Source organism: Streptomyces sp. NPDC059895 (genome assembly GCF_042731035.1).
Classification (GTDB): domain Bacteria; phylum Actinomycetota; class Actinomycetes; order Streptomycetales; family Streptomycetaceae; genus Streptomyces.
The window spans coordinates 454136-479346 of the sequence record NZ_JBHWKO010000001.1 but is presented as its reverse complement, the minus strand read 5'-3'; the positions used below and the strand labels follow the sequence as shown (position 1 = coordinate 479346).

The following is a 25211-nucleotide window of genomic DNA, read 5'->3' as shown; positions in this document are numbered from 1 at the left end:
CGACCCTCCATGAACATCTGTGTAGTAGCGCTCGGCAAGATCGGGCTCCCGCTGGCGGTGCAGTTCGCCTCCAAGGGCCACCGGGTCATCGGCGCGGACGTCAACGAGAAGGTCGTCGAGCTGGTCAACGCCGGTGTCGAGCCGTTCCCCGGCGAGCACGACCTCGACGTCAAGCTCAAGCAGGCCGTCGACGCCGGGCTGCTGACGGCGACGACGGACACCGCGGCCGCGGTCGCCGACTCCGAGGCCGTCGTGGTGGTCGTCCCGCTGTTCGTCGACGCCGAGGGCACGCCGGACTTCGGCTGGATGGACTCCGCGACGAAGGCGATCGCCGAGGGCCTCAAGCCGGGCACGCTCGTGTCGTACGAGACCACCCTGCCGGTCGGCACCACCCGCACCCGCTGGGCGCCGATGCTGGCCGAGGGCTCCGGCCTGACCGCGGGCGAGGACTTCCACCTGGTGTTCTCCCCCGAGCGCGTCCTCACCGGCCGGGTCTTCGCCGACCTGCGCCGCTACCCGAAGCTGGTCGGCGGCATCGACGAGGCGTCGACGGCCCGCGGCGTGGAGTTCTACGAGCGGGTCCTCGACTTCGACGAGCGTGCCGACCTGCCGCGGCCGAACGGCGTGTGGGACCTCGGCACCGCCGAGGCCTCCGAGCTGGCCAAGCTGGCCGAGACCACCTACCGGGACGTCAACATCGGCCTGGCCAACCAGTTCGCGCGGTTCGCCGACGACAACGGCATCGACGTCAAGAAGGTCATCGAGGCCTGCAACTCGCAGCCCTACAGCCACATCCACCAGCCGGGCATCGCCGTCGGCGGCCACTGCATCCCGATCTACCCGCGGATGTACCTGTGGAACGACCCGGCGGCGACCGTCGTGCGCTCCGCCCGTGAGGCGAACGCCGCGATGCCCGAGTACGCCGTCGACCTGCTGGCCGCCGCCTACGGCGACCTGACCGGCGTCAACGTGCTCGTGCTGGGCGCCGCCTACCGCGGCGGCGTCAAGGAGACCGCCTTCTCCGGCGTCTTCCCGACCGTCGAGGCGCTGAAGGCGCGCGGCGCGGTGCCGTTCGTCTCCGACCCGATGTACACGGACGAGGAACTGGCCGCGCACGGCCTCACCCCGCACGCGGGCGAGAAGGTCACCGCCGCCGTCCTCCAGGCCGACCACGCGGAGTACCGCACCCTGACCCCGGCCGACCTGCCGGACGTCACCGTCCTCGTCGACGGTCGCCGCACGACCGACCCGGAGGCCTGGAAGGGCGTCCGCCGGGTCGTCATCGGCGGCTGAGGACGCTCACGCAGTTACGCGAACAACCTCGTGGCCCCGCCCCCCGCACCCCGGGGCGGGGCCCCGGTGCAGGAAGGGTTCTTCATGACCTGGCTGATCACGGGCGGGGCCGGCTACATCGGCTCGCATGTGGTGAAGGCGATGATCGACGCCGGCGAGTCCGTCGTCGTCCTCGACGACCTGAGCACGGGTCGCGCGGAGCGGCTCCCGGACGGTGTCGTGCTGGAGACCGGCACGGTCCTCGACCGCGGGACCGTCGACCGGGTGCTGCGCGAGCACGCCGTCACCGGCATCGTGCACATCGCGGGCAAGAAGCAGGTGGCCGAGTCCGTCGACCGGCCGCTGTACTACTACCGCGAGAACGTGGAGGGCCTGCGCGTCCTGCTCGACGCGGCCGCCGGCGCGGGCGTCGGCCGGTTCCTGTTCTCCTCGTCCGCCGCCGTGTACGGCATGCCCGACGTCGACCTCGTCACCGAGAAGACGCCGTGCACGCCCATCAACCCCTACGGCGAGACCAAGCTGGCCGGCGAGTGGCTGGTGGCCGCGGTCGGCGCCCGGCACGGCATGGCCACGGCCTCGCTGCGCTACTTCAACGTGGCGGGCGCCGCCACGCCCGAGCTGGGCGACGACGGCGTCTTCAACCTCGTCCCCATGGTGTTCGAGCGGCTCGACGCCGGTGAGTCGCCGCTGATCTTCGGCGACGACTACGCCACCCCCGACGGCACCTGCGTCCGCGACTACATCCACGTCGAGGACATCGCCACCGCGCACGTCGCGGCCGCGCGCCGGCTCGCCGCCGACCCGGAGGCCCGGCTGGTCCTGAACATCGGGCGCGGTGAGGGCGTCTCGGTCGCGGAGATGGTCGGCATCATCCAGGACGTCACCGGCCTCACCGGCGTACCGCCGCGGGTGCGGGGGCGCCGCCCCGGCGACCCGGCGCGGGTGGTGGCCTCCGGCGGCCTGATCCGTACGGAACTCGGCTGGAGCGCGCGGCGGGACGTGCGCGAGATGGTGGAGTCGGCGTGGGCGGGGTGGCGGCTGCGGCACCCGTGATGCCGCCGGGGCGGCACGTCATCTGAGGGGCACGCCCCCGTGCGAAACGCCCGCCAGGTGACGCCACCCGCGCGGCACGCCACCCGCGCGGCACACCAGCCGCCGCGGCACACCGCCCGCGTGCAACGCCCCGCGCGCAACGCCCCGCGGGTGACGCCGGCCCGCGCCGGGCGTCACCCGCGCGACGAGGCCGGGCGCCACCCGCGCGACGAGGCCGGGCGCCACCCGCGCGACAAGGCCGGGCGCCACCCGCGCGACGAGGAAGGGCCCCCGGAATCCGGGGGCCCTTCCTGGTGTGCCTCGGCCGTCGGGCCTCGCCGTCCTCAGCCCTGCTCGAGGAACAGCTTCTCGAAGTGCTTGCGCACCACGGGCCAGTCCCACACCGTCAGCGCGTGCTCGGTGGCCTGCTCGCCGGCGGCGCGCCAGGCCTCCTCGGTGGCCGTGACCTTCAGGATCCGCTCGGCCGCCTCCGCGGGGGAGGCGACGACCCAGCCCTCGGGGTAGAGGGTGCGGGCACTGTTGGGCTTGCCCGCGTAGAACGGCCAGTCGCGCGCGACGGGGACGGCACCGCTGGCGGCGCCCTCCATCAGGCCGACGTGGCAGCCCTCGCGCACCGAGGAGCTGAGGATCGTACCGATCTCGACCAGCTTCGACGGGACGTCGTCCGTGGGACCGAGCTTCACGACCGCGCCGGACTCCTCCAGCGGGGCGATCAGCCGGTCGAACTCGCGCCGGTACTCGCGGGTGGCCTGGCTGGTCTTGGGGTCCATGTCCCCGCCGACCAGGATCAGCCGGTAGCGCTCGTCGTGCTTGCGGACCCGCTGGAGGACGTCCACGGCCCACTTGGGGTCCTTGGCGACCTGGCTGATGCCGATCAGCCCCAGGTTGAAGCGGGCCTCGGCCGGCTTGGGCCGGTCGAAACCCGACAGGTCCATGGCGTTGTCCAGGACGTGGAAACGCGGGGCCTGCTCGCCGCGGAGCATCGGCACGAGCGAGGTGGTGAGGTCCTTCACGTGGGGCGCGACGAACACCATGTCGTCGATCCGGGAGAAGTCCGTCATGTGCGGCCAGCGGGTGAACGCCTCGTAGCTGTGCAGGCGCACGACGATCCGGGTGTCGCCCGGGTCGATCGTGGTGAGCATGCCGGCCGGGCCCGCCGCCCACTCCAGGAACACCGTGTCCGCCCAGTCGAGGTAGGGGCGCATCAGGCGCTCCACCTCTTCCTGGTAGGCGCTCGTACCGTCCGACAGACGGTCTTCGATCATCCTCGGGGCCGCCCAGGAGATCCGCTTGAGGTGCTTGTTCGAGGCGAGGTCCAGGTAGCGCAGCTCGACGCCGGGGTGGTCGGCGAAGTGCTCCCGGACGAGGTGCAGGAAGTTGTCGTTGGCGCTCGTCGCCAGCAGCAGCCGCAGCGGGCGGTCGGTGGGCACGGGCGCCGCGGGCACCTTGCGGCCGCGGGGACGGCTCAGCGCCTGGAACGCCGGGGAGCGGTGCAGCGGGGCGACGAACCCCTCGGCGTCCTTGGCCAGCGGCGACGACAGCTGGTCGATGTGCAGCACCCGGTGGAAGTCCAGGAACAGCGCACGGTTCAGCGCCTCGGCCGCCTCACCGATGCCACCCTTGGCGAACTCCGCGTCCGCGTGGGCCAGATGGGCCCCGACCGCCTTGCCGATGATGCGCGGGCTGATGCCCTTGCGGATCTCCTGCATGGCGCCCTCGTAGTAGAGGTCCGCCCGCAGCTTCGGGTCCGGGATGCGCGCGGCGGCGTCCGCGAGGGTCAGCGCGGCACCGCTGGTGCGGCCCGCCCACTGCATGCCCTCGGCGACGTACCGCGAGGTCGCGGCGCGCACCTTGACGGGCATGCCGGGCGCGGTCACGGCGGAGCGCCACAGCCGGGCGCCGACGCCCGAGCGCATCACGGTCCGCGGGGTGGCCGCCCGCACCAGCTGGGCGGGCAGGTCGCCGACACCGCGGCGCACATCGCGGGCGACGACGTGCAGCGGCGGCAGGACGGAGGAGCGGGCCGCGGCGCCGCCCTTCTCCTTCAGCTCCTCGACGGCCTTCAGCGCGGGCGCGAGCCCGAACCTGGCGGCGGCGCCGCGGTTGTACTCGGCCAGCCGCCACACCGTGTACACGGAGCCGGCGTCCAGGGCGACGAGCACGTCGGCCTTGCGGGCCCGGCCGCGCAGCCACGAGTCGCGGCCGATCTGCATCCACACGCGCAGGCCGCGCGGCGACTTGCCGGCCCGGCGGCGCAGCGCCTGGCTGCGGTGCTTGAGGCTGCGCGGCAGCTGGTGCACACCGGCCAGCCCGACCTTGGCGAGCTCCTCGGGAACGCCCTCGGCCTCCAGGTGGAAGGCGCCCGCCAGATGCACGCGCGCCCCCAGGGCCTCGAACTTGCGCACCGCGGAGGCCAGGACGCCGAGCTGCGGCCGGTCGGCGGCGACGAGCAGGACTTCGGTCACGGGGCGAGCTCCTCGACGAGGTTCTTGACGGCGACGGACATCAGCGCCTCACGAGTGAACTGGTCGGCGTGGGCCATCGCCTCGGCGTGCTCGGCGTCGGTCGTCTCCACCGCCATGTGCGCGGCCCTGATGAACGACTCGGTCAGGCCCTCCTCGTCGAGGCCGGGGGCGCCCGTCCACAGCGGGTGGCCCTTCAGCACGTTGGAGGCGTCGTGTTCGACGGCGTGCGCCGACACGATCGGCAGGCCCGTCGCCATGTACTCGTACACCTTGCCGGAGGTGACGTACCGGCCGCCGATCAGGATCAGCACCATGGCGTCCCAGCCGGCGTAGATCGAGGAGACCTCGGCCTTGGCGGCGGGTCCGCCGTAGAAGACGCCGTCGGTCTCGGCGTCCTTGAGGACCTCGGCGTGCCGGTTCGCCCCGCGGCTGGCGCCGTTGCCGAGGTGGCCGCGGATCTCGAAGCGCGCGTTCGCCAGCAGCGGTTCCTTCTCGCGGGCCGCGCGCCAGGCGTTCAGCACCACTTCCAGGTGCGGGATGGTGAAGTTGACGGTGCCGAGGTAGCCGAAGACCAGCCCGGACTCGCGGTCCGCCTTGTGCACCCGGCCCGGCGAGCTGTCGGCGTCGTAGCCGTTGCGCACGACGTGCACGCGGTCGGCGAACTCCGGGTAGCGCTTGCGGTAGTGCTCGGCGATCGGGTCGTTGACGACCCACAGGGACACCGCGTGGTCGAGGATCTTCTGCTCCCAGCGGCCCTCCTCGGAGTCGCGGGAGAACGCCTCGACGCCGTCGATGACGTCGATGGACCAGCCGTCGCGGAAGTCCACCGCGTACGGCACCTTCGCGTCCTCCCACAGCTTCCACGCCGCGGCGAGGTTGACGTACGGCACGCAGCTGGCGAGCAGCAGATCGGCCGGCCGCTCCCGGTGGATGCGCAGGACGGCCTGCTCCAGGTCGCCGCGCCACTCACCGAAGTTGGGCTCCGGGAAGGCCGCGGTCTGGCGGCGGCGGAGCTGGGCGACCCAGCCGTTGGGGTCGAGGGCGCGCGCCTCGTCGTAGAGGCGGATGTCCGTCTCCAGGTCTTCGCGCGACAGCGGCAGTTCGACGATGTTCACCCGGGGGTCGACCTGCTCCAGCAGGGAGAGGTCGATGCCGGAGTCGAGTTCCCAGGACTCCCGGGCGATGTTGACGACCGTGACGTCCCAGCCGGCCTTCACGAACTGGTTGGCGGTCTCGCGCATCCGGTACGTGGAGCTCTTGGCGGCCGGAGGGAAGCCGATCGCGAGGTAGATGACGTGGGGCCGCCTGCCTTCCGCAGACGGACCGGACGTGGGAGACGATGACATAGCAGTTGACGCTAGCACGCTGACGTGCGCGGACTGTGGGTCGCTTGTGGCCGTCCGCGGGGCGGACGGCCGCGACCCCCGGTACCGCGTCAGGCGGGCCGGCTGCCCCCCTTCCACTCCTCCATGAGCCGGACGACGTTCTGCGCCGCGCGGCCGTCGCCGTAGGGGGTGCCGGGGTCGGCGGTCGGCACGGGACGGGTCACCGTCTCGGCCCACTCCTGCGGCGACAGCGTGTGCGGGTCGGGTACAAGGACGTTCCAGCCGGTGTTGACGGTTTCCACCCATTCCGTCTCGGGGCGGATGGTGGTGCAGATGCGCTCCAGCAGGAACGCCTCCTTCTGCAGCCCGCCCGAGTCGGTGACCACGCCGACGGAGGCGAGCACGGCGGCGACCAGGCTCGCGTACGGCAGCGGGCGGCCGACGTGGAGGTTGCCCTGGGCCAGCTCGATGCCGTGCTCCTCGGCGCGGGCGACCAGACGGGGGTGCGCGGCCAGCGCCACCGGCACCGGCAGCTTGGCGAGCGAGCCGACGATCGCGGCGAGCCGCTCGGGGTCGTCGGTGTTGTCCGGGCGGTGCAGGGTCGCCAGCAGGAACGGCTTGGCCGGGTCGATGCCCTCGGGCAGCTCCGGCGCCGGGAACTCGCCGGCCCGCACCTGGTCGCGGATGCGCAGGCAGATGTCGACCATCACGTCGCCGGCCAGGCGGGTGCGCTCGGCGAGGCCCTCGCCCGCCAGGTGGCGCACGGCCTCCTCGGTCGGGGCCAGCAGCAGGTCGGCGCAGTGGTCGGTGAGGACGCGGTTGTGCTCCTCCGGCATCCGCCGGTTGAAGGAGCGCAGGCCGGCCTCCAGGTGCGCGACCGGCAGGTGCATCTTCACGGCGGACAGCGCGCCGGCGATGGTGGAGTTGGTGTCGCCGTACACCAGGACCCAGTCGGGCCGCTCCCGCTCCAGCACCGGGTCCAGCGCGGACAGCACGGCACCGGTCTGCACCCCGTGGCTGCCGGAGCCGACGCCGAGGTGGACGTCGGGGTCGGGGATGCCGAGGCCGGAGAAGAAGACGTCGGAGAGGTCGGCGTCGTAGTGCTGCCCGGTGTGCACGATCACGTGCTCGTGCTCAGTCTCCGCGAAGGCCGCCGCGATGGGGGCGAGCTTCACCAGTTGGGGTCGGGCTCCGACGATGCTGATGACTTTCACTGAGCACTCTTCTTCTCGGTCGGGCTTTTGGTAGGGGAATGGTAGGCAACGGGCGACCCCGGGCAGGCCCTTGGCCGGGCCGGCCCGGAGTTGTCCGGCCGTGTTCATGCGGTGTTCACGCCGTGGTCAGCGGGGCAGGAACGACGGTTCGAAGGCGACGCATAACGGTTTCGTGAATCTTGCGCCCGGTCCGGGCGGCGACGGGACGGATCAGGCGGAGCGCTCGACGAGCACCCCGTCCTTCTCCTCGTACAGCGCGCCGCTCTGCGGGCACTCCCACACGCCCGGCTCGCCCTCGCGTTCGACGAGCCGGACGCCGGCGCGGCCGACCCAGCCCACCTGGCGGGCCGGCACGCCGAGGACCAGGGCGAAGTCGGGCACGTCCTTCGTCACGACGGCCCCCGCGGCGACCATCGCCCAGCGTCCGATGGTGAGCGGCGCGACGCACACGGAGCGCGCCCCGATCGACGCCCCGTCGGCGATGCGCACGCCGACGGCCTCCCAGTCGCCGCCGCGCTTCTGGTTGCCCTCGGGGTCCACGGAGCGCGGGTTGTGGTCGTTGGTGAGGACCACGGCGGGGCCGATGAAGACGCCGTCGCCGAGCTCGGCCGGCTCGTAGACGAGGGCGTAGTTCTGCAGCTTGCAGTTGTCGCCCATGCGGACCCCGGAGCCGACGTAGGCGCCGCGGCCGATCACGCAGCCCTCCCCGAGGCGGGCACCCTCCCGGATCTGCGCGAGGTCCCAGACGCTGCTCCCGGCACCGATCTCGGCGCTCGCGTCGACCTGGGCGCTGGGCTGGACCCTGTAGTTCACTTCTTCGCCTTCCGCAGTACGGCTTCGCCCCGCGAGCATACGGGCCGGGGGCGTCCCGGCCCGGTTTGACCCCTGTACACCGGCCCCGTAACCTTGACCGTCGGCGTGTCCACAGACGTGCCACATCCCCGTAAACCTCTTCCTCCCGAGTTGCCTCGGTGGCCGGGAGAGGCCGCCCGTGTTCCCGCCCGGGTGGCTGGCCTGCGGGGATGCCGTTCTCCGAGCGAAAGAGAGATCCGCGTGTACGCCATCGTGCGCAGCGGTGGCCGTCAGCACAAGGTTGCTGTCGGTGACATCGTTGAGGTTGACAAGATTTCCACTGCCAAGGTTGGCGACACGGTCGAGCTCTCGACCCTGCTCGTTGTCGACGGCGACGCTGTGACCAGCGACCCGTGGGTGCTGGCCGGCATCAAGGTCCAGGCCGAGGTCGTGGACCACCACAAGGGCCAGAAGATCGACATTCTGCGCTACAAGAACAAGACCGGCTACCGCCGTCGTCAGGGCCACCGCCAGCAGTACACGGCGATCAAGGTCACTGAGATCCCCGCGGCTGCGAAGTAAGGGACTGAGGAGACATGGCACACAAGAAGGGCGCATCGTCCACCCGGAACGGTCGCGACTCCAACGCCCAGCGGCTCGGCGTGAAGCGCTTCGGCGGTCAGGTCGTCAACGCGGGTGAGATCCTGGTCCGCCAGCGCGGCACCCACTTCCACCCGGGCTCCGGCGTGGGCCGCGGCGGCGACGACACGCTGTTCGCGCTGCAGCCCGGCTCGGTGCAGTTCGGCACCCACCGTGGCCGCAAGGTCGTGAACATCGTTCCGGTCGCCTGACCTCAGGCTTTCCGCGAACGTTTCGCGAGGCGGACCTCACTTCCCGTTCGGGAAGGCGGGTCCGCCTTTCGCGTGTTACGCAGTAGACAGAACCGTACGCAAGACCGAAGTGCTGGAGGCACCCCACCATGACCACCTTCGTGGACCGCGTCGAACTGCACGTCGCCGCGGGTAACGGAGGCCACGGCTGTGCCTCCGTCCACCGTGAGAAGTTCAAGCCGCTCGGCGGCCCGGACGGCGGCAACGGCGGACGCGGTGGGGATGTCATCCTCACCGTCGACCAGTCCGTGACCACGCTGCTCGACTACCACCACTCCCCGCACCGCAAGGCCACCAACGGCAAGCCGGGCGAGGGCGGCAACCGCTCCGGCAAGGACGGACAGGACCTCGTCCTCCCGGTGCCGGACGGCACCGTCGTCCTCGACCGGGCGGGCAACGTGCTGGCCGACCTGGTCGGGCACGGCACCTCCTTCGTCGCCGCCCAGGGCGGGCGCGGCGGCCTCGGCAACGCGGCCCTCGCCTCCGCCCGCCGCAAGGCGCCCGGTTTCGCGCTGCTCGGTGAGCCCGGCGACCTGCACGACATCGTGCTGGAGCTGAAGACCGTCGCCGACGTGGCGCTGGTCGGCTACCCGAGCGCCGGGAAGTCGTCCCTGATCTCCGTGCTCTCCGCCGCCAAGCCGAAGATCGCCGACTATCCGTTCACCACCCTCGTGCCCAACCTGGGCGTGGTGACCGCCGGGTCGACCGTCTACACCATCGCCGACGTCCCCGGTCTCATCCCGGGCGCCAGCCAGGGCCGGGGGCTGGGCTTGGAGTTCCTGCGGCACGTCGAGCGGTGCAGCGTGCTCGTGCACGTGCTGGACACGGCCACCCTGGAGTCCGACCGCGACCCCACCAGCGACCTCGACGTCATCGAGGCGGAGCTGCGCGAGTACGGCGGGCTCGGCGACCGTCCCCGCATCGTCGTCCTGAACAAGATCGACGTCCCGGACGGCAAGGACCTCGCGGAGATGGTCCGCCCCGACCTGGAGGCCCGCGGCTACCGCGTCTTCGAGGTGTCCGCCGTCGCGCACACGGGACTCAAGGAGCTGTCGTTCGCGCTCGCCGACCTCGTCGGCAGGGCCCGGGCCGCCAAGCCCAAGGAGGAGGCCACGCGGATCGTCATCCGGCCCAAGGCCGTGGACGACGCGGGCTTCGCCGTCACGCGTGAGGAGATCGACGGGGAGCTGCTGTTCCGCGTCCGGGGCGAGAAGCCCGAACGCTGGGTGCGGCAGACCGACTTCAACAACGACGAGGCCGTCGGCTACCTCGCCGACCGGCTCAACCGCCTCGGCGTGGAGGACGAGTTGATGAAGGCGGGCGCCCGGTCCGGCGACGGCGTCGCCATCGGGCCCGAGGAGAACGCCGTCGTCTTCGACTGGGAGCCGTCGGTGACCGCCGGCGCCGAGATGCTCGGCCGCCGCGGCGAGGACCACCGCTTCGAGGCCCCGCGGCCCGCGGCCCAGCGCCGCCGCGACCGCCAGGCCGAACGCGACGAGGCGACCGAGGAGTTCGAGGGCTTCGAGCCCTTCTGATCCCGCCGATACCCCGGGGCTCTGGCGGCCCCGGGGCTGGGGGGCTTGTGCCTCGGGGGCGCCCGCGCGCTCGGGGGCGCCCGCGCCTCGGGGGCGCCCGCGTCCCCGGGGCCTTCCGCGCCCTGAGGCCTTCCGAGTCCCGGGGTTCGGTGGCGTTCTGAGGCTTGCCCAAGTTTTTCGGCGCGCCTGCGTCTTGGGGCACGTCTGCGCGACGTGGGCCCCTCCGGCGCCCCAAACCCCGTAGGCGCCCCCAGGGTTCCCCGGCACCCCGGGGCTGATCGGCGCCCCGGACCCCAACGGCGCCCCGGACCCGCCGCGGCACGGCCGTGGCGGGTCTCTCTCTGGCCCTCCGCTTGTCATGCACGCGAGAGTCTCCGTTCAGCCTGACGGTTGGATGGCCGTGCCACCTTCCTTGTGTCCGAGTGACCAGCGACGCAAGGGAGTTCACGATGGCCCCGGGCCCGAAGAGAACCCTTTCCCCCGACCGCCGCCGCTTTCTCACCGCCGGTGCCGCCGTGGTCGGTGCCGCCGCCTCCGCCCAGCTCTGGCTGCCCGCCACCGCCCGGGCCGCCGAGACCCGGCTGCCGGACGGGGTCTTCAGCCTCGGCGTCACCTCCGGCGACCCCCTGCCCGACGGCGTCGTGCTGTGGACCCGGCTCGCCCCCGACCCGCTGAACGGCGGCGGAATGCCCGACCGCGTCGTCGAGGTCGAGTGGGAGATCTCGCCCGACGAGCGGTTCGGCAGCGGGGTCCGCCGGGGCGTCGCCCAGGCCCGGCCCGAGTACGGGCACAGCGTCCACGTGGACGTCCGCGGACTGCGCGCGGGCCGCACCTACTGGTACCGCTTCCGCGCCGGCGGGCAGCTCTCGCGCGTCGGCCGCACCCGCACCGCGCCCCACCCGCTCGCCCCCGGCGGCTCCCTGCGCCTGGCCCTCGCCTCCTGCCAGAACTGGCAGCACGGTTACTTCACGCCGTACGCCGACATGTACGCGCAGGACCCCGACGTCGTCCTCTTCGTCGGCGACTACGTCTACGAGAGCACGCCGTCCGCCACGGCCGTCCGCCGGCACGAGGGGAGCGGGGAGCCGTACACCCTCAGCCAGTACCGCAACCGGTACGCGCAGTACCGCACCGACCCCGACCTCCAGCGGATGCACGCCCACGCGCCCTGGGTGGTCACCTTCGACGACCACGAGGTCGACAACGACTACGCCGGGGAGATCCCGCAGGACCCCGCCAAGCAGACCCACGACGCGTTCACGGCCCGGCTGACCGCCGCCTACCAGGCGTACTACGAGCACATGCCGGTCCGGGCGACCGCGATCCCGAACGGACCGCACATCCGCATGCACCGGAGCTTCCGGTTCGGCCGGCTGGCCCGGCTCAACGTCCTCGACACCCGGCAGTACCGCAGCGACCAGGCCACCGGGCAGACCGGCGCCCAGGACCCCGCGCTCACCATGCTCGGCGCCGAACAGAAGCGCTGGCTGCTGGACTCGCTGCACGGCTCGGACGCCCGCTGGAACCTCGTCGCCTCGCAGATCATGATGGCCGAGACCGACCTGCTGGCCGGGGCGGGCAAGCGGTGGTACTACGACGCCTGGGACGGCTACCAGGTCGAGCGCAACGCCCTGCTCGCGGAGTTCCAGCAGGTCCGCAACCCCGTCGTGCTCAGCGGGGACCGGCACCTCACCATGGTCAGCGATCTGAGGAAGGACTTCGCCGACCCGTCCTCCGCGGTCGTCGGCGCCGAGTTCGTCGGCACGTCGATCTCCAGCAACGGCGACCAGGACCAGGCCGCCTTCCACGCGCAGTGGGACCCGCTGAAGGCCGACAACCCGCACTGGAAGCTGATCGACGCCCACCGCGGCTACCACCTCTTCGACGTCCGCCGCGACGCCGTCGACGCGCGGGTCCGGGTCGTGGACACCGTCCTGAAGCCCGAGGCGACCGCCCGGACGCTGGCGAAGCTGCGCGTGAGCGACGGCAGGCCGGGCGTACGGCCGGTCTGACACCGGCGGGGAGCCGGTCTGACACCGGCGGGGGGAGGAGCCCGGGACCCGCGGTCACTCATCGCGCACCCAGGCTCCTCTCAGCTTCGCCTCAGGAACGGCTCTTACCGTCTCCTAACCATGGAGACGGACTGTACGAGCGACGACAAGCACGTGAACGACACCCCAGCGGCCGCCGGCCGCCCCGCGCCCCTGCCCCCCGGCACCCGCCTGCTGCACATCGGCCCGCACAAGACCGGGACGACCGCCATCCAGGGCGCCCTGTTCGCGGCGAAGGACCGGATGCCGGCGCACGGCGTCGTGTTCCCCGCGACCAGCAGACATCCGATGCAGGCCGTGCTGGCCGCCTGTGCCCGCCCCGGGATGATGGGTGACACCACCCCCACCGAGCAGCACTGGACCCGGCTCGTCGAGCAGGTGCGCGCCACCGGCCGCGACACATCGGTGATCAGCAGCGAGTTCTTCGCCGACGCCCCCGACGACGAGACGATCGCACGGATCGTCGAGGACCTGGGCGGGGAGCGCGTCCACGTCCTGGTGACCCTGCGCCCGCTGGTGCGGATCATGCCCTCGCAGTGGCAGCAGTACGTGCAGAACGGGCTGCGGATGAGCTACGAGGAGTGGCTGGAGCACATGCTCCGCAAGGCGCCCTACGAGAAGCCCAACCCGAGCTTCTGGCGGCGCCACCGGCACGACCGGCTCGTCGAGCGGTGGGTGCGGGTGGCGGGGGCCGGCCGGGTCACCGTCGTGGTGGTCGACGACCGGGACCGCGACGGGCTGATGCGCACCTTCGAGGCGCTGCTGGGCCTGCCGGACCGGCTCCTGCAGCCCGTGCCCGACACGGCGAATCGTTCGCTCACGCTCGCCGAGACCGAAATGCTGCGCAATCTCAATAAGGAATTTCGCGGCAATGGACTTCCCGACGAGCTCTATTCCAAGCTGGTCCGTCACGGCGCGGTCATGCATATGAAGAACGCGTGCAGCCCCACCTCCCGCGACGTGCGGATCTCCACCCCGGCCTGGGCGGCCGAGGCGGCCGCCGCGATCGGCGCCGAGATGACCGGGCGCATCGAGGCCATGGGCGTGCGCGTCATCGGCGATCCGAGCCTGCTGTCCGCCGTGCCGAAGCCCTCCCACGGCCCCGCCGAGGAGACCGGGCAGTCCGAGGAGGAGCCCCGGATCTCACCGGAAGTCGCCGCTCAGGCGCTGTACGGTGCGCTCGCCGCGGTGGCCGCCGAACCCTCCGGCAAGGTGCGCACGGTGCACGGGACGCCGTCGAAGGAACTCGTGAGAGTGTTGGGGCACCGCTGCCTGAAGCGGCTGCGGCGGCGCTAGGCGCTTTCCGCCGCTTCCGGCCGTCGGCCACCGCTTCCTGTGGACTTACTCACAGGATTTCGCGGTGGCCTCCGAGGGAGGCGCTCTCATGTCTCGTCAATCACCGGGCCGACAAGGTGAATGACAGATGGCGTGCACATATGCACGGAAGGGCGCTCACCTTGCATCGCGGTTACCGCAAGTGGGACCATTTCCCCGTTCCCTGTCGCCCCAAGGTAGGTCACCTGTGTCCCAGCACATAGCCAAGCCCCGTACCACCGCAGTGATCCTGGCCGGTGGCACCGGCCAGCGGGTGGGTCTGTCGATCCCCAAGCAGCTGCTGAAGATCGCCGGCAAGGCAGTCATCGAGCACACGCTGACCACCTTCGAGCAGGCCGACTCCGTCGACGACATCATCGTGCTGATGGCGCCCGGCTATGTGCCGGACGTCGAGAAGATCGTGGCCAAGGCCGGGTTCACGAAGGTCTCCCGGGTCATCGAGGGCGGCACCACGCGGAACGAGACCACCGAGCGCGCCATCGCGGCCCTGGGCGAGGGGCTGGCCGACGGCGAGGACCTCAACGTCCTCTTCCACGACGCCGTACGCCCCCTGCTCTCGCAGCGCGTCATCGACGACTGCGTCGCCGCGCTCGAGCGCTACCAGGCGGTCGACGTCGCCATCCCCTCCGCGGACACCATCATCGTCACCCGGACCCACGGCGAGGACGGCGAGTTCATCACCGAGATCCCGGACCGCTCCCGGCTGCGCCGCGGCCAGACCCCGCAGGCGTTCAAGCTGTCGACGATCCGCCGGGCCTACGAGGTGGCGTCGGGCGACCCCAACTTCCAGGCCACCGACGACTGCACGGTCGTGCTGCGCTACCTGCCGGACGTGCCGATCCACGTCGTCGCGGGCGACGAGTACAACATGAAGGTGACGCAGCCGGTCGACGTCTTCATCGCCGACAAGCTCTTCCAGCTCGCCTCCACCGCCGCGCCCGAGCAGAACGGCGAGGAGGCCTACCGCGACCTGCTCACCGGCAGGACCCTGGTGGTCTTCGGCGGTTCGTACGGCATCGGCAAGGACATCGCCGAACTCGCCGAGTCCTACGGCGCCACGGTGTACGCGCTGGGCCGCTCCACCACCGGTACGCACGTGGAGAACCCGGAGGAGGTCGACGACGCGCTGTCCAAGGCGTACTCGGAGACCGGCCGGATCGATTACGTCGTCAACACCGCGGGTGTGCTGCGCATCGGCAAGCTCGCCGAGACCGACAACGCGACCATCGAGGAAGCGCTGAAGGTCAACTACCTGGCCCCCGTGCAGATCGCCCGCTCGGCCTACAAGTACCTGGCCGAGACCAAGGGCCAGCTGCTGCTGTACACCTCCAGCAGCTACACCCGCGGGCGCGCCGAGTACAGCCTCTACTCCTCCACCAAGGCCGCCATGGTGAATCTCACCCAGGCCCTGTCCGACGAGTGGGCCGGCGACGGCGTCCGCGTCAACTGCATCAACCCGGAGCGCACGGCGACCCCGATGCGCACCAAGGCCTTCGGCCAGGAGCCCGCGGGCAGCCTGCTGTCCTCCGAGGCGGTCGCCCGTACCTCCCTCGACGTGCTGCTGTCCGAGCTGACCGGGCACGTCATCGACGTCCGCCAGCAGGACCCCACCGCCGACGCCAGCCGGGCCTCCGGCTTCGAGCAGGCCCTGGCGGGAGTCCTGGACCGACAGGACGGCGTGGCATAATCGGGCGCTCATAGCCATGAGAATTCAGGCCTCTGTGGCTCCTCGTTTACGGAGATTTCACAGAGGCCTGAATCCGTAAGACCCCCGAAACCCCCACAGGGGATTTTCCGGACTTCCCGGCTCTTTTTCCCCTATGACCGGCACCCCTCTCAGAGCAGGTTCCTCCGTGATAAGCACCGCTATTCGGGTCGCCCGGGTGGGCAGTGCGGCCGAACTGGCCGCGGCGGCCCTCATGACGCTGGGCTACCCCGGCCTCATGCTGGCCGCGCTCGTCCCGAGCGTCCCCGCCTTCGCCGCCGTTGCCGCCGTGACGTACCTGGCGGACCTCTACCTCCATCGCAGGGGCAGCTACCTCATCGCCCTGCTGGGCAAGGTGAGAGCCGGTCTGTCGACCCGCTTCCTGATCCGGGAACTGCTGCTCATCCTGCTGCTGGCCCGGCTCGGCCACTCGGAGGAGCCCGCCTTCTACGCGGCGATCGCCTGCTTCACGGCCTTCTTCGGCCTCCAGGCCCCGCACGGCGCGCTGGTCACCCTCATCGGCAACCGCCGCCAGATGCCGGTCGTCACCCGCAACGTCGACCTGGCCTCCCGGATGCGCATCCCGGACGCCCCGCCGCGCCGCCTGCTGAGCCGGGCCGGCGTGAAGATGCTCCACCTGGACCTCGCGGCCGTCGTGGGCCTGCTCGTCTACGCCCTCACCGACTCCGCGCCCGCCGCCTACGCGGGCGTCGGCGTGACCATGGTCCTGGGCGTGCTCTACGTCCTCGCACTCGTGCCGCACCTGCGGGCCCACCGGATCCCGCCCCCCGCCGACAAGGTGCTGAAGACCGTCAGCGCCTGGCTGCGCGAGTACCGCCCGGAGACGGTGCTGTACTTCTCCGGCTCCAAGGACTCCGCCTACCAGGTCAACATGTGGCTGGAGACCATGGAGCAGCTGGACTCCCGGCCGCTGGTCATCCTGCGGGAGCGCTACATCATGGAGAAGATGGCGCCCACCACGGTCCCCGTCGTCTGCGTGCCCGGAGGGGTGCACCTGATGAACATGGACCTGTCCACGGTGCGGGTGGCGCTGTACGCGGCCAACGTCGGCAAGAACATCCACCTGCTGCGCGTGCCCACCATGAAGCACGTCTTCATCGGCCACGGCGACAGCGACAAGGTCGCCAGCGTCAACCCGTTCAGCAAGGTCTACGACGAGGTGTGGACCGCCGGCCGCGCGGGCCGCGACCGCTACGCCATCGCCGACGTCGGCATCCGCGACGAGGACATCGTCGAGGTCGGCCGCCCGCAGCTCGCGCCCATCGAGCCGTGGCGGGGCCCGTCCGAGGACAGGATCCCGACGGTCCTGTACGCGCCCACCTGGGAGGGCTGGGACGACAACCCGGGCAACACCTCGCTCCTGCTGGCCGGCGAGAACATCGTGAAGAAGCTGGTCGCGGCCGAGCCCCCGGTCCGCGTCCTGTACAAGCCGCACCCCTTCACCGGCACCCGCAGCGCCAAGGCGGGCGCCGCCCACCGCCGGATCACCGCGCTGATCAAGAAGGCCGCCGCCCAGCGCGCCGCCGACCCCCGCTTCACCGCGGACCCGGCCGCCCAGGCCCGTGCCGCGTCCGACCTGACCCGCCTCAAGGCCCGCCTGGACTCCCTGTCGCTCGCCTTCGACGACAGGGCCGACGAGGCCGTGACCAGCCGCGACGGCCTGGTCGACATGCGCAAGCACGAGGAGGCCGCCCGGCTGCGCACCGAGTGGAACGACGCCTACTGGCGCTCCTTCCCCTCCTTCGAGCACCGGGTCGTCACGGGCGCCGAACCGCGTCTGTACGACTGCTTCAACGCCTCCGAGGCGATGGTCTCCGACATCTCCAGCGTCGTCTCCGACTTCATCGCCAGCGGCAAGCCGTACGCGGTCACCGACTCGGCCGGGCTGGGCGCGGAGGAGTTCCGGCGGCAGAACACCGCCGTGCGCGCGGCCGTGATCCTCACCAACGGCGCGGACGAGCTGGACCAGTTGCTGGACGCCGTGCGCACCCCGGCCGCCGACCCGCTGGCCGAGGACCGCAAGGAGCTCAAGGAGTACCTGCTCGGCCCCGACGAGCCGACCTCCATCGAGCAGTTCAACACCGCCGTGGCCGACCTCGCGCTGAAGGCCGAGGCACGCAACGTCGGCCAGGAGTCCCGGGCCGTCGCCGCGGCGGCCGGCGAGGCGGACGTGGCGGACGGCCTGGCGGACGAGGGCGTCGCGGACGGCCTGACGGACGGGCTGACGACCGCCTGACGACAGCGGCGGCCGACTGCCTCGCGACAGCCGGGCCGACTGTCTGACGACAGCGGCGGCCGACTGTCTGACGACAGCGGCGGCCGACTGTCTGGCGACAGCGGCGGCCGACTGTCTGGCGACAGCGGCGGCCGACTGTCTGGCGACTGCCTGACGACAGCGGTGGCCGACTGTCTGACGACAGCCGGCCGACCCGCCTGACGACGGCCGGCTGACTGCCTGACGACAGTCGGCCGGCCGCCTTGCGACAGCTGCGGCCGGTCGCCTCGCGCCCCGCCTGACGACCGTCCGACGACGGCGCGACCGGCGCGGCCCACCCCGGCAGGGCGCTGCCCCGGCCGCACCAACGGCTCGGCCCCCGGAGAGCGATCTCCGGGGGCCGAGCCGTTTCCGTTCGCCCTGGCACGGGGCACATGCGGGGACGGAGTCACCGGGGCAGCCCCGGCATGCGCGGCGGCTGCTGTCCCGGCGCGGCGCGACCGCCAGAAAGGCCGCGCCGGCCGGCGCCTACTTCGTCGGCTTCAGCGCGCGCTTCAGCGGGCCCCCGACCGCACGGCGCGCCCGGCGGTAGATCGAGGGCGAGGGGAGCGCGGCCTTGGCGGCGGCCGCCTTGGCCAGGACCTTGGACCGGGCCAGGTCCTTCTTCAGCTGGGCGTTGTCGCCCTCCAGTTCCGCGATGCGCTGCTGGAGCCACCCGAACCGGCTGGTCAGGGACGCCACGCCGGTGTCGTTCCACGGGCGCACGCCCGCCGGGAAGGACAGCGAGCGCAGCTTCGCCTCGAAGGCCTCACCGCCGTCGCCGTGGGTGAAGGTGTTGTCCAGGCCGTTCTTGCTCAGGAACGCCGTGAAGCGGTCGAAGCGCTCCTTGTGGTTGCCGGTGAGCGGGCCGAAGTCGGCCTCCTCGTACAGCTCCGCCGGATCGAGGTCCGCGGGCACCTCGTTGAGGAGGCGGTGCGGTATCTCGAAGTAGCGGCACAGCTCCAGCGTGCGCGAGTCGAAGGCCAGCACGGTCGCGGGCGTGCCCGCCAGCAGCGCGGCGATGTTGCCGTGGATGCGTGAGCCGAACGAGTAGTCGAAGTCCCGCAGGTCGTCGATCCAGGTGACCGGGTCGATGTACACGCGGGCCTTGTCCTCGCGGTACATCGGGTGGTCGGGGTGGGTCGGCATCTCGGTGATCAGGCCGGCCGGGGAGTTCACGTCCCGCCAGTGCAGCTGCTTGGCGTCGGTGAGGTTCTGGCCTATGTAGCGCAGGTTCGGGTACTGGCCGTGCGCCCGCGTGATGATCCTGTGCAGGCCTCCGCCGCGCACCGCCGTGTGCGAGCCGTTGACCGCGATCCGGGACTGCGCGTTCAGCGCCGGCACCCGTTTCTCGATCGTGAGGGTGTCGCCCCACAGGAACATGGACGGGCAGCCGATGACCTCGACGTCCTTGAAGCCCATGTCGTTGAGGTACTGCTCGGTGAACTCGCCGCGCACGCCGATGGCCGCGCTGTGGTCCAGCACCGCCGAGCAGAAGGCGCGCACGGTGGGCTCCATGGCCTTCAGCCGCGCAGGGTCGTAGGTCACCCCGGTCTGCGCGCCGACGCCCAGGACGACGACCGGGATCTTCAGCTTGCCGATCAGCCGGGTCAGCCGCTGCAGCGCCGCCTCGAACGACGGCCGGAAGGCGTTGGCGAGCGGCACGACGAAGGCGTCGTACTCGTCGTTGATCCGCCCTGCCGCACCGATGTCGGTGCGCATGCCGTTGGAGAAGACCTCGCTGTCCGGCGTGGTGAGGATCTTGTGGGCGGCATCACTGAAGATCAGGTTGCCGGAATTGGTGGCGATCACGTCGCGGTGGAGGGCTTCCTCGACGGGGATCACGTCGAAGGGGCCCTTCCCCGATCTCAGGAGTATGCGCTTCACAAGGCGAACTTTAAGTGACGGAAACTTCAAAACGAATTTGGACTGACTTCCCTCCCCGCGGGGAAGGCGTTCACCCTTTCCCCCACCCGGCCCGAGTGACCGATCGATCGCGTAGCGTGAGCGTCCGGGGAGTGAAACCCGGAGGCCGTCCGGGCGTCCCTTCGCGTAGATTGCCCGGAGGGCAGCCGTGATCCAGGCGAGGGGACGAAGACCAGGTGGCAGGGGCAAGGCAGGCCGTACGCGAGGCCCGCAGGATCGTCGTCAAGGTGGGCTCCTCCTCGCTGACCACCGCCTCGGGCGGACTCGACGCCGACCGGGTCGACGCCCTCGTCGACGTCCTGGCCAAGAGCCGCAGCGGGGGAGAGCGGGAGATCGTCCTCGTCTCCTCCGGCGCCATCGCCGCCGGCCTCGCCCCGCTGGGCCTGCGCCGCCGCCCCAAGGACCTCGCCCGCCAGCAGGCCGCCGCCAGCGTGGGCCAGGGCCTCCTCGTGGCCCGCTACACCGCCTCCTTCGCCCGCTACGGCGTCCGCGTCGGCCAGGTCCTGCTGACCTCCGACGACATGAGCCGCCGCGCCCACCACCGCAACGCCTCCCGCACCCTCGACAAGCTGCTGGCGATGGGCGCCTTCCCGGTCGTCAACGAGAACGACACCGTCGCCACCGACGAGATCCGCTTCGGCGACAACGACCGGCTCGCCGCCCTCGTCGCCCACCTCGTCCACGCCGACCTGCTGGTGCTGCTCTCCGACGTGGACGGCGTGTACGACGGCGACCCCGGCAAGCCGGGGACCTCGCGGATCGCCGAGGTGCGGGGGCCGTCCGACCTGGCCGGGGTGGACATCGGCAGCGCCGGCAAGGCGGGCGTCGGCACCGGCGGCATGGTCACCAAGGTCGAGGCCGCCCGCATCGCGGCCGCCGCCGGCATCCCCGTGGTCCTCACCAGCGCCGTCCACGCGGCCGACGCCCTCTCCGGCGGCGACACCGGCACCTACTTCCACCGCACCGGCCGGCGCTCCGCCGACCGGCTGCTGTGGCTCCAGCACGCGTCCACCCCGCAGGGCTCGCTCACCCTCGACGACGGCGCCGTCCGCGCGGTCGTCGAGCGCCGTACGTCACTGCTGCCGGCCGGGATCGCCGCCGTCGAGGGCGAGTTCAGCGCGGGGGACCCCGTGGAGCTGCGCGACGTCACGGGGCGCGCGGTGGCCCGCGGTCTCGTCAACTTCGACGCCAAGGAGATCCCCCAGCTGATCGGGCGGTCCACCCGCGAACTGGCCCGGGAACTGGGCGCCGAGTACGAGCGGGAGATCGTCCACCGGGACGACCTGGTGATCCTGCACCCCTGACCGGCGTCGAACGGCCGCTCCCGCACCCGCTCGAACGGTCAGTACCGGTGGGGGACGTTCCGTGAAACCGCCCCACGAAGCCGTGCGGCCTGCTCAACTTTGTCACTGGGACATATTCCGCGGGACATTCCGCACGAGCGCTGCGTGAAGGAGGCCGTCGTGAGACGAGTGCACCCTGGGGTGGCAGCGGCCCGTGGGAGTACCGGCGGAACCGGCGAGGCACCCTCCGCCGGGGGTCCGTCCCCGGCCGGCCGGCCACCCGCCGCGGCGGGCGGACCGTCGGGCTCCTCCGCTGCCGCCGCCGGCCGGCCCGCCGCGCGTGCGGGCGGTGAGGAGCGCGCGCTGACCAGCGTCGCGGCCGGCGAGCGCTACCGGGAACAACCGGAGCGCGGCGGCCCTGCGGAGGCCACCCGGCCGGAGGACCTGCCCCGCCTCTGGCACGTCACCCTCAGCGTCTCCGGCCAGGACGCCGACCTCAGGGAGCTGCGGCGCGCCCTGGAACAGCTCGCGCACGACCACCCCTTCCTCCTGACCAGCCGCTACGCCGTCGACCACGCGGAGATCCGCTACTGGGAGGAGGCCCGCGACCTGCACGACGCGGCCGCCGTCGCCCTGCGCCTGTGGGGCGAGCACCGCCAGACCGCCGGACTGCCCCCGTGGGAGATCGTCGGCCTCGAGGTCATCGACCGCCAGACCTACCACCAGCGCATCGCCGAGGGCTACGGCCCGCCCCCCGCGACACCCGTCGGAGTCCACCCCTACTGACCCCCTCAGGGCGGCGCCGGGGCGGTCCCACCACGTGTCTCGGGGTGTGGAACGAGCGCCGTCCGGGCCCGCGCCGCGCACTACCCTTCCCGTATGACCACGCTCTCGCCGTACGACGCCCTCTCGCCGGTCACCCAGGCGGCCTACCGCGCCAAGGCCGCCGCCGCCGATCTCGCGCCGCTGCCCCGGGCCGCCAAGGACGACGCGCTGCTCGCCGTCGCGGACGCGCTGGAGGTCCGTACGAGTGAGATCGTCGAGGCCAACGCCAAGGACATCGCCAGGGCCCGCGAGGCCGGCACCAGCGAGGCGATCGTCGACCGGCTGACCCTGACCCCGGAGCGGGTGCGGGCCATCGCCTCCGACGTCCGCGACGTCGTCGCGCTGCCCGACCCCGTCGGCGAGGTCGTGCGCGGCTCGACCCTGCCCAACGGCATCGACCTGCGCCAGGTCCGCGTGCCGCTCGGCGTCGTCGGCATCATCTACGAGGCCCGCCCCAACGTCACGGTGGACGCGGCGGCCCTGTGCCTGAAGTCCGGCAACGCGGTGCTGCTGCGCGGCTCGGCCTCCGCCTACGAGTCCAACACCGCCCTCGTCCGGGTGATCCGCGACGCCGTCGGCGGCGCCGGGCTGCCCGCCGACGCCGTCCAGCTCGTGCCCGGCGAGAGCCGCGAGAGCGTCCGCGAGCTGATGCGGGCCCGCGGCCTCGTCGACGTCCTGATCCCGCGCGGCGGCGCCTCACTGATCCAGACGGTCGTCGCGGAGTCCGTCGTCCCGGTGATCGAGACCGGCACCGGCAACTGCCACGTCTACGTCGACGCCCACGCCGACATCGACATGGCGGTCGAGATCCTCATCAACTCCAAGGCCCACCGGGTCAGCGTCTGCAACGCCGCCGAGACCCTCCTGGTCCACCAGGACATCGCCGCGCGGTTCCTGCCGCGCGCCCTCGACGCCCTCGCCGAGGCCGGGGTCACCGTCCACGCCGACGAGCGCGTGCTGGCGTACGCCGAGGACTCCAAGGCGACCGTCGTCGAGGCCACGCCCGAGGACTGGGAGACGGAGTACCTGTCGTACGACATCGCCGCCGCGGTCGTCGACTCGCTCGACAAGGCCGTCGAGCACATCCGGCTGTGGACCTCCGGTCACACCGAGGCGATCGTCACCACCTCGCAGCAGGCCGCCCGCCGCTTCACCCAGCTGGTCGACTCCACCACGGTCGCCGTGAACGCCTCCACGCGCTTCACCGACGGCGGCCAGTTCGGCTTCGGCGCGGAGATCGGCATCTCCACCCAGAAGCTGCACGCCCGCGGCCCGATGGGCCTGCCCGAGCTGACCAGCACCAAGTACATCGTCACCGGCGACGGGCACGTCCGGCGCTGACGGCGGCCCCACGGGGCGGGTGCCAGGCGGTGAGGGGCGTCTCACCAGACGGATGAATGTCCGGACCGTCTGCCCAAAATGACCCCCCAGGTCTACTCTGGATCCGTGCCGGAGGACGTGGGGGGCACGCCGTTCCCGGACGGCTGGGAGCCCGACGACGACCACGACCGCGGGGTGTCGGACGAAGAGTTCGCCTCCGTGGTCTTCGACGAGGCGTTCGTACAGGCGGCCGCGGTGCACGAGCCGACCGCCGTCGAGCGCCTCCTGGCCGCCGCGCAGGCCAGAGCGGAGGCCTCCGAGGCCGAGGCCCGCCGCGCCCGCGCCCGCGGCGACCGCTACGACGACCCCTACGGCCCCGACGGACCGGGCGGTTTCGGCCATGACCCGGACTACGACGACCTGGACGACGGTGACGACACCGACGGCTGGGACCGCCGCTACGGCACCTTCGGGACGTACGGCAAACAGGTCCGCTGGCACCGTCCCGTCGCCTGGATCCTCGCCCTGGTGATGGGCGTCGGCATGGTCGCGCTGGCCTTCGCCGCGGTCTACCGGGGCGCCTCCGCGGGCAGCCGGGAGCAGGTCCCGCCGCCCGCCTCGACCGGACTCGAACAGGGGAACGGAACCGCGCCGTCCGCGTCCGCCGACCCTTACCGGCCACCCGTCTCGGCGGTCCCGCGCACGCCCTGAGGACGGCCGGGACGACGGCTCGCCGACGGGTGAGAACATGTCAGAAGTTGTCGTGTACCAGGGCGTTTATGCGAGCCTCCCGCGACCTACTCTGAAGGTATGGGCGGGCCCGGAGACCCACCGGAGGGGACACCCGAGGGAACTCCCGGTGGAGCGGAGGACGAGTACCGATCCGTCGTCTTCGACGAATCGTTCGTCCGCGCTGCCCGACTCCAGGAGTACTCCGCCGAGGAGCGCATCACCGACCACGCGCCCGCCGTCCGCCGCCGTCCGCCCCCGCACCGGGGCCTGTCCCGGCAGGCGCTCGTCCTGGTCGTCCTGATAGCCCTCGCCTTCGGCACCGCGATCTACATGGGCGTGCGCCACCCCTACCAGAACCCGGCCGCCCGCCGCACCGTGGAACCCCTGCGGATGACCGTCATCCCGCTCGCCCCGCAGGGCGCCGTGCCCGGCACGGCCGACCCCGGGTACCTGTACGCGCACAGCCCCGCCGCGCAGTACCGCATCGGCGCCGAGGGCATCCCGCTGCCCGCCTCCCGACGCACCGCGCACTTCTCCGACAGCCAGGTCGTCACCGCCCTGACCACCGCCAAGGACTACATCGTGCGCTCCTCCCTCTACCCGGAGGTGCTCACCGGCCGACAGGTGCGACCCGTGCGGGTGCTGATCGACCCCGACCAGCTCGACCAGTTCGACCAGAGCTTCGCCCGTCCGACGGCGGACGGACGGCACGCGCCGACCGGCTGGCTCGTCCGCTTCGACCCGGCCAGGACGGAACTCGCCGACCGCAGGATCCGCGTCCAGGGCACGCTCCAGGCCGCCGAGGCCGACTCCTCCACCCTCGAGGTCACCGCCGACCACACCTTCGTGTACGCGCTGCGGCCGGCCGGAGCCGACGCGAGGACGCCGGCCTCGCTGTTCACCGTCCGCCGCGAGCTGCAGTTCCGCTTCGACCGCGACGACCTGCGGCTGCGCCAGACCCAGCTGATCGTCTCCTACGTCCAGGCCGGGCCGCTGTCCTGCGGCGACGACTCCACGAACCACCTGCGGCCCCTGCTCGCCGGCCAGATCGCCAAGGCGGGCGGCCCGGCCGGCACGGACCCGTACGCGACGGGCGGAGCGACGGCACTGTGCGGATCACTGGCGGGCAGCGCCCAGCCGAAGGTGTGAACCCCGGGCGCTCGTCGGGGCGCCCGGGACACGGTGACGCTCC

The 25211-nt window shown here is 72.1% G+C and carries 19 protein-coding genes; 14 read left to right on the top strand and 5 right to left on the bottom strand.

Going from position 1 to position 25211, the window contains the following annotated elements; translation table 11 throughout:
- Positions 1 to 9 precede the first annotated feature (9 nt).
- A complete protein-coding gene (locus ACFV9M_RS02020; protein ID WP_385065216.1) occupies positions 10 to 1293 on the top strand; it encodes a nucleotide sugar dehydrogenase in 1284 nt (427 codons plus the stop codon).
- Between the two features lie 84 nt (positions 1294 to 1377).
- A complete protein-coding gene (gene galE, locus ACFV9M_RS02015; RefSeq protein WP_385065213.1) occupies positions 1378 to 2346 on the top strand; it encodes a UDP-glucose 4-epimerase GalE in 969 nt (322 codons plus the stop codon).
- 323 nt (positions 2347 to 2669) lie between these two features.
- On the opposite strand, the gene ACFV9M_RS02010 is transcribed toward galE, so the two are convergent.
- The 4 genes from ACFV9M_RS02010 to ACFV9M_RS01995 all read right to left on the bottom strand — a co-directional run bounded on the left by ACFV9M_RS02010 (position 2670) and on the right by ACFV9M_RS01995 (position 8163).
- Positions 2670 to 4811, bottom strand: coding sequence for a glycosyltransferase family 1 protein (locus ACFV9M_RS02010; protein ID WP_385065210.1), 2142 nt, complete (start codon positions 4809 to 4811; stop codon positions 2670 to 2672).
- Positions 4808 to 6052 (bottom strand): glycosyltransferase, encoded by a 1245-nt coding sequence (locus ACFV9M_RS02005; RefSeq protein ID WP_385065309.1) that lies wholly within the window; start codon positions 6050 to 6052, stop codon positions 4808 to 4810. Before ACFV9M_RS02005 ends, ACFV9M_RS02010 begins: the two co-directional genes overlap by 4 nt.
- Positions 6053 to 6246: 194 nt before the next feature.
- Positions 6247 to 7350: a non-hydrolyzing UDP-N-acetylglucosamine 2-epimerase gene (wecB, locus tag ACFV9M_RS02000; protein WP_385065208.1), complete on the bottom strand. Its 1104-nt coding sequence runs from the start codon at positions 7348 to 7350 to the stop codon at positions 6247 to 6249.
- A 210-nt stretch (positions 7351 to 7560) separates the two neighbouring features.
- On the bottom strand, positions 7561 to 8163 hold the full coding sequence (locus tag ACFV9M_RS01995; RefSeq protein WP_385065205.1) for an acyltransferase: 603 nt from the start codon (positions 8161 to 8163) through the stop codon (positions 7561 to 7563).
- Positions 8164 to 8403: 240 nt separating this feature from the next.
- Between ACFV9M_RS01995 and rplU the strand changes: the two genes are divergently transcribed.
- The 7 genes from rplU to ACFV9M_RS01960 all read left to right on the top strand — a co-directional run bounded on the left by rplU (position 8404) and on the right by ACFV9M_RS01960 (position 17915).
- Positions 8404 to 8724 (top strand): 50S ribosomal protein L21, encoded by a 321-nt coding sequence (gene rplU / locus ACFV9M_RS01990; protein ID WP_004931419.1) that lies wholly within the window; start codon positions 8404 to 8406, stop codon positions 8722 to 8724.
- Positions 8725 to 8738: 14 nt separating this feature from the next.
- Positions 8739 to 8993, top strand: coding sequence for a 50S ribosomal protein L27 (rpmA, locus tag ACFV9M_RS01985; protein ID WP_385065202.1), 255 nt, complete (start codon positions 8739 to 8741; stop codon positions 8991 to 8993).
- A gap of 128 nt (positions 8994 to 9121) precedes the next feature.
- Complete coding sequence (obgE, locus tag ACFV9M_RS01980) at positions 9122 to 10567, top strand: GTPase ObgE (RefSeq protein ID WP_385065199.1); 1446 nt, start codon at positions 9122 to 9124, stop codon at positions 10565 to 10567.
- A 449-nt stretch (positions 10568 to 11016) separates the two neighbouring features.
- Positions 11017 to 12579: an alkaline phosphatase D family protein gene (locus ACFV9M_RS01975; RefSeq protein WP_385065197.1), complete on the top strand. Its 1563-nt coding sequence runs from the start codon at positions 11017 to 11019 to the stop codon at positions 12577 to 12579.
- Between the two features lie 120 nt (positions 12580 to 12699).
- Positions 12700 to 13914: a hypothetical protein gene (locus ACFV9M_RS01970; RefSeq protein ID WP_385065196.1), complete on the top strand. Its 1215-nt coding sequence runs from the start codon at positions 12700 to 12702 to the stop codon at positions 13912 to 13914.
- A gap of 226 nt (positions 13915 to 14140) precedes the next feature.
- On the top strand, positions 14141 to 15640 hold the full coding sequence (locus ACFV9M_RS01965; RefSeq protein WP_385065193.1) for a D-ribitol-5-phosphate cytidylyltransferase: 1500 nt from the start codon (positions 14141 to 14143) through the stop codon (positions 15638 to 15640).
- 166 nt (positions 15641 to 15806) lie between these two features.
- Positions 15807 to 17915: a hypothetical protein gene (locus ACFV9M_RS01960; RefSeq protein WP_385065190.1), complete on the top strand. Its 2109-nt coding sequence runs from the start codon at positions 15807 to 15809 to the stop codon at positions 17913 to 17915.
- A gap of 507 nt (positions 17916 to 18422) precedes the next feature.
- Here ACFV9M_RS01960 and ACFV9M_RS01955 read toward each other — a convergent pair.
- Positions 18423 to 19820 carry a polysaccharide pyruvyl transferase family protein gene (locus tag ACFV9M_RS01955; RefSeq protein ID WP_385065187.1) on the bottom strand — a complete coding sequence of 466 codons (1398 nt, stop codon included), beginning with the start codon at positions 19818 to 19820 and terminating at the stop codon, positions 18423 to 18425.
- A gap of 215 nt (positions 19821 to 20035) precedes the next feature.
- Between ACFV9M_RS01955 and proB the strand changes: the two genes are divergently transcribed.
- The 5 genes from proB (at position 20036) to ACFV9M_RS01930 (ending at position 25168) form a co-directional block, all read left to right on the top strand.
- The gene (gene proB, locus ACFV9M_RS01950) at positions 20036 to 21163 is read left to right on the top strand and encodes a glutamate 5-kinase (RefSeq protein WP_385065184.1); all 1128 of its coding nucleotides are present in this window, start codon (positions 20036 to 20038) and stop codon (positions 21161 to 21163) included.
- A gap of 159 nt (positions 21164 to 21322) precedes the next feature.
- Positions 21323 to 21928 (top strand): hypothetical protein, encoded by a 606-nt coding sequence (locus ACFV9M_RS01945; protein ID WP_385065181.1) that lies wholly within the window; start codon positions 21323 to 21325, stop codon positions 21926 to 21928.
- 93 nt (positions 21929 to 22021) lie between these two features.
- On the top strand, positions 22022 to 23308 hold the full coding sequence (locus ACFV9M_RS01940; RefSeq protein ID WP_385065178.1) for a glutamate-5-semialdehyde dehydrogenase: 1287 nt from the start codon (positions 22022 to 22024) through the stop codon (positions 23306 to 23308).
- Between the two features lie 78 nt (positions 23309 to 23386).
- Entirely contained in the window at positions 23387 to 23998 is a 612-nt protein-coding gene (locus tag ACFV9M_RS01935; protein WP_385065175.1) for a hypothetical protein, read from the top strand.
- 99 nt (positions 23999 to 24097) lie between these two features.
- Positions 24098 to 25168 carry a hypothetical protein gene (locus tag ACFV9M_RS01930; RefSeq protein WP_385065172.1) on the top strand — a complete coding sequence of 357 codons (1071 nt, stop codon included), beginning with the start codon at positions 24098 to 24100 and terminating at the stop codon, positions 25166 to 25168.
- The last annotated feature ends 43 nt before the right edge of the window (positions 25169 to 25211 follow it).

Excerpts from the sequence above, each read along its gene's own strand:
- ACFV9M_RS02020 (WP_385065216.1), top strand. The coding sequence starts at position 10 with ATGAACATCTGTGTAGTAGCGCTCGGCAAGATCGGGCTCCCGCTGGCG.
- galE (WP_385065213.1), top strand. The coding sequence starts at position 1,378 with ATGACCTGGCTGATCACGGGCGGGGCCGGCTACATCGGCTCGCATGTG.
- ACFV9M_RS02005 (WP_385065309.1), bottom strand. The coding sequence starts at position 6,052 with ATGCGCGAGACCGCCAACCAGTTCGTGAAGGCCGGCTGGGACGTCACG.
- rpmA (WP_385065202.1), top strand. The coding sequence starts at position 8,739 with ATGGCACACAAGAAGGGCGCATCGTCCACCCGGAACGGTCGCGACTCC.
- obgE (WP_385065199.1), top strand. The coding sequence starts at position 9,122 with ATGACCACCTTCGTGGACCGCGTCGAACTGCACGTCGCCGCGGGTAAC.
- ACFV9M_RS01975 (WP_385065197.1), top strand. The coding sequence starts at position 11,017 with ATGGCCCCGGGCCCGAAGAGAACCCTTTCCCCCGACCGCCGCCGCTTT.
- ACFV9M_RS01970 (WP_385065196.1), top strand. The coding sequence starts at position 12,700 with ATGGAGACGGACTGTACGAGCGACGACAAGCACGTGAACGACACCCCA.
- ACFV9M_RS01940 (WP_385065178.1), top strand. The coding sequence starts at position 22,022 with ATGACCACGCTCTCGCCGTACGACGCCCTCTCGCCGGTCACCCAGGCG.
- ACFV9M_RS01935 (WP_385065175.1), top strand. The coding sequence starts at position 23,387 with ATGACCCCCCAGGTCTACTCTGGATCCGTGCCGGAGGACGTGGGGGGC.
- ACFV9M_RS01930 (WP_385065172.1), top strand. The coding sequence starts at position 24,098 with ATGGGCGGGCCCGGAGACCCACCGGAGGGGACACCCGAGGGAACTCCC.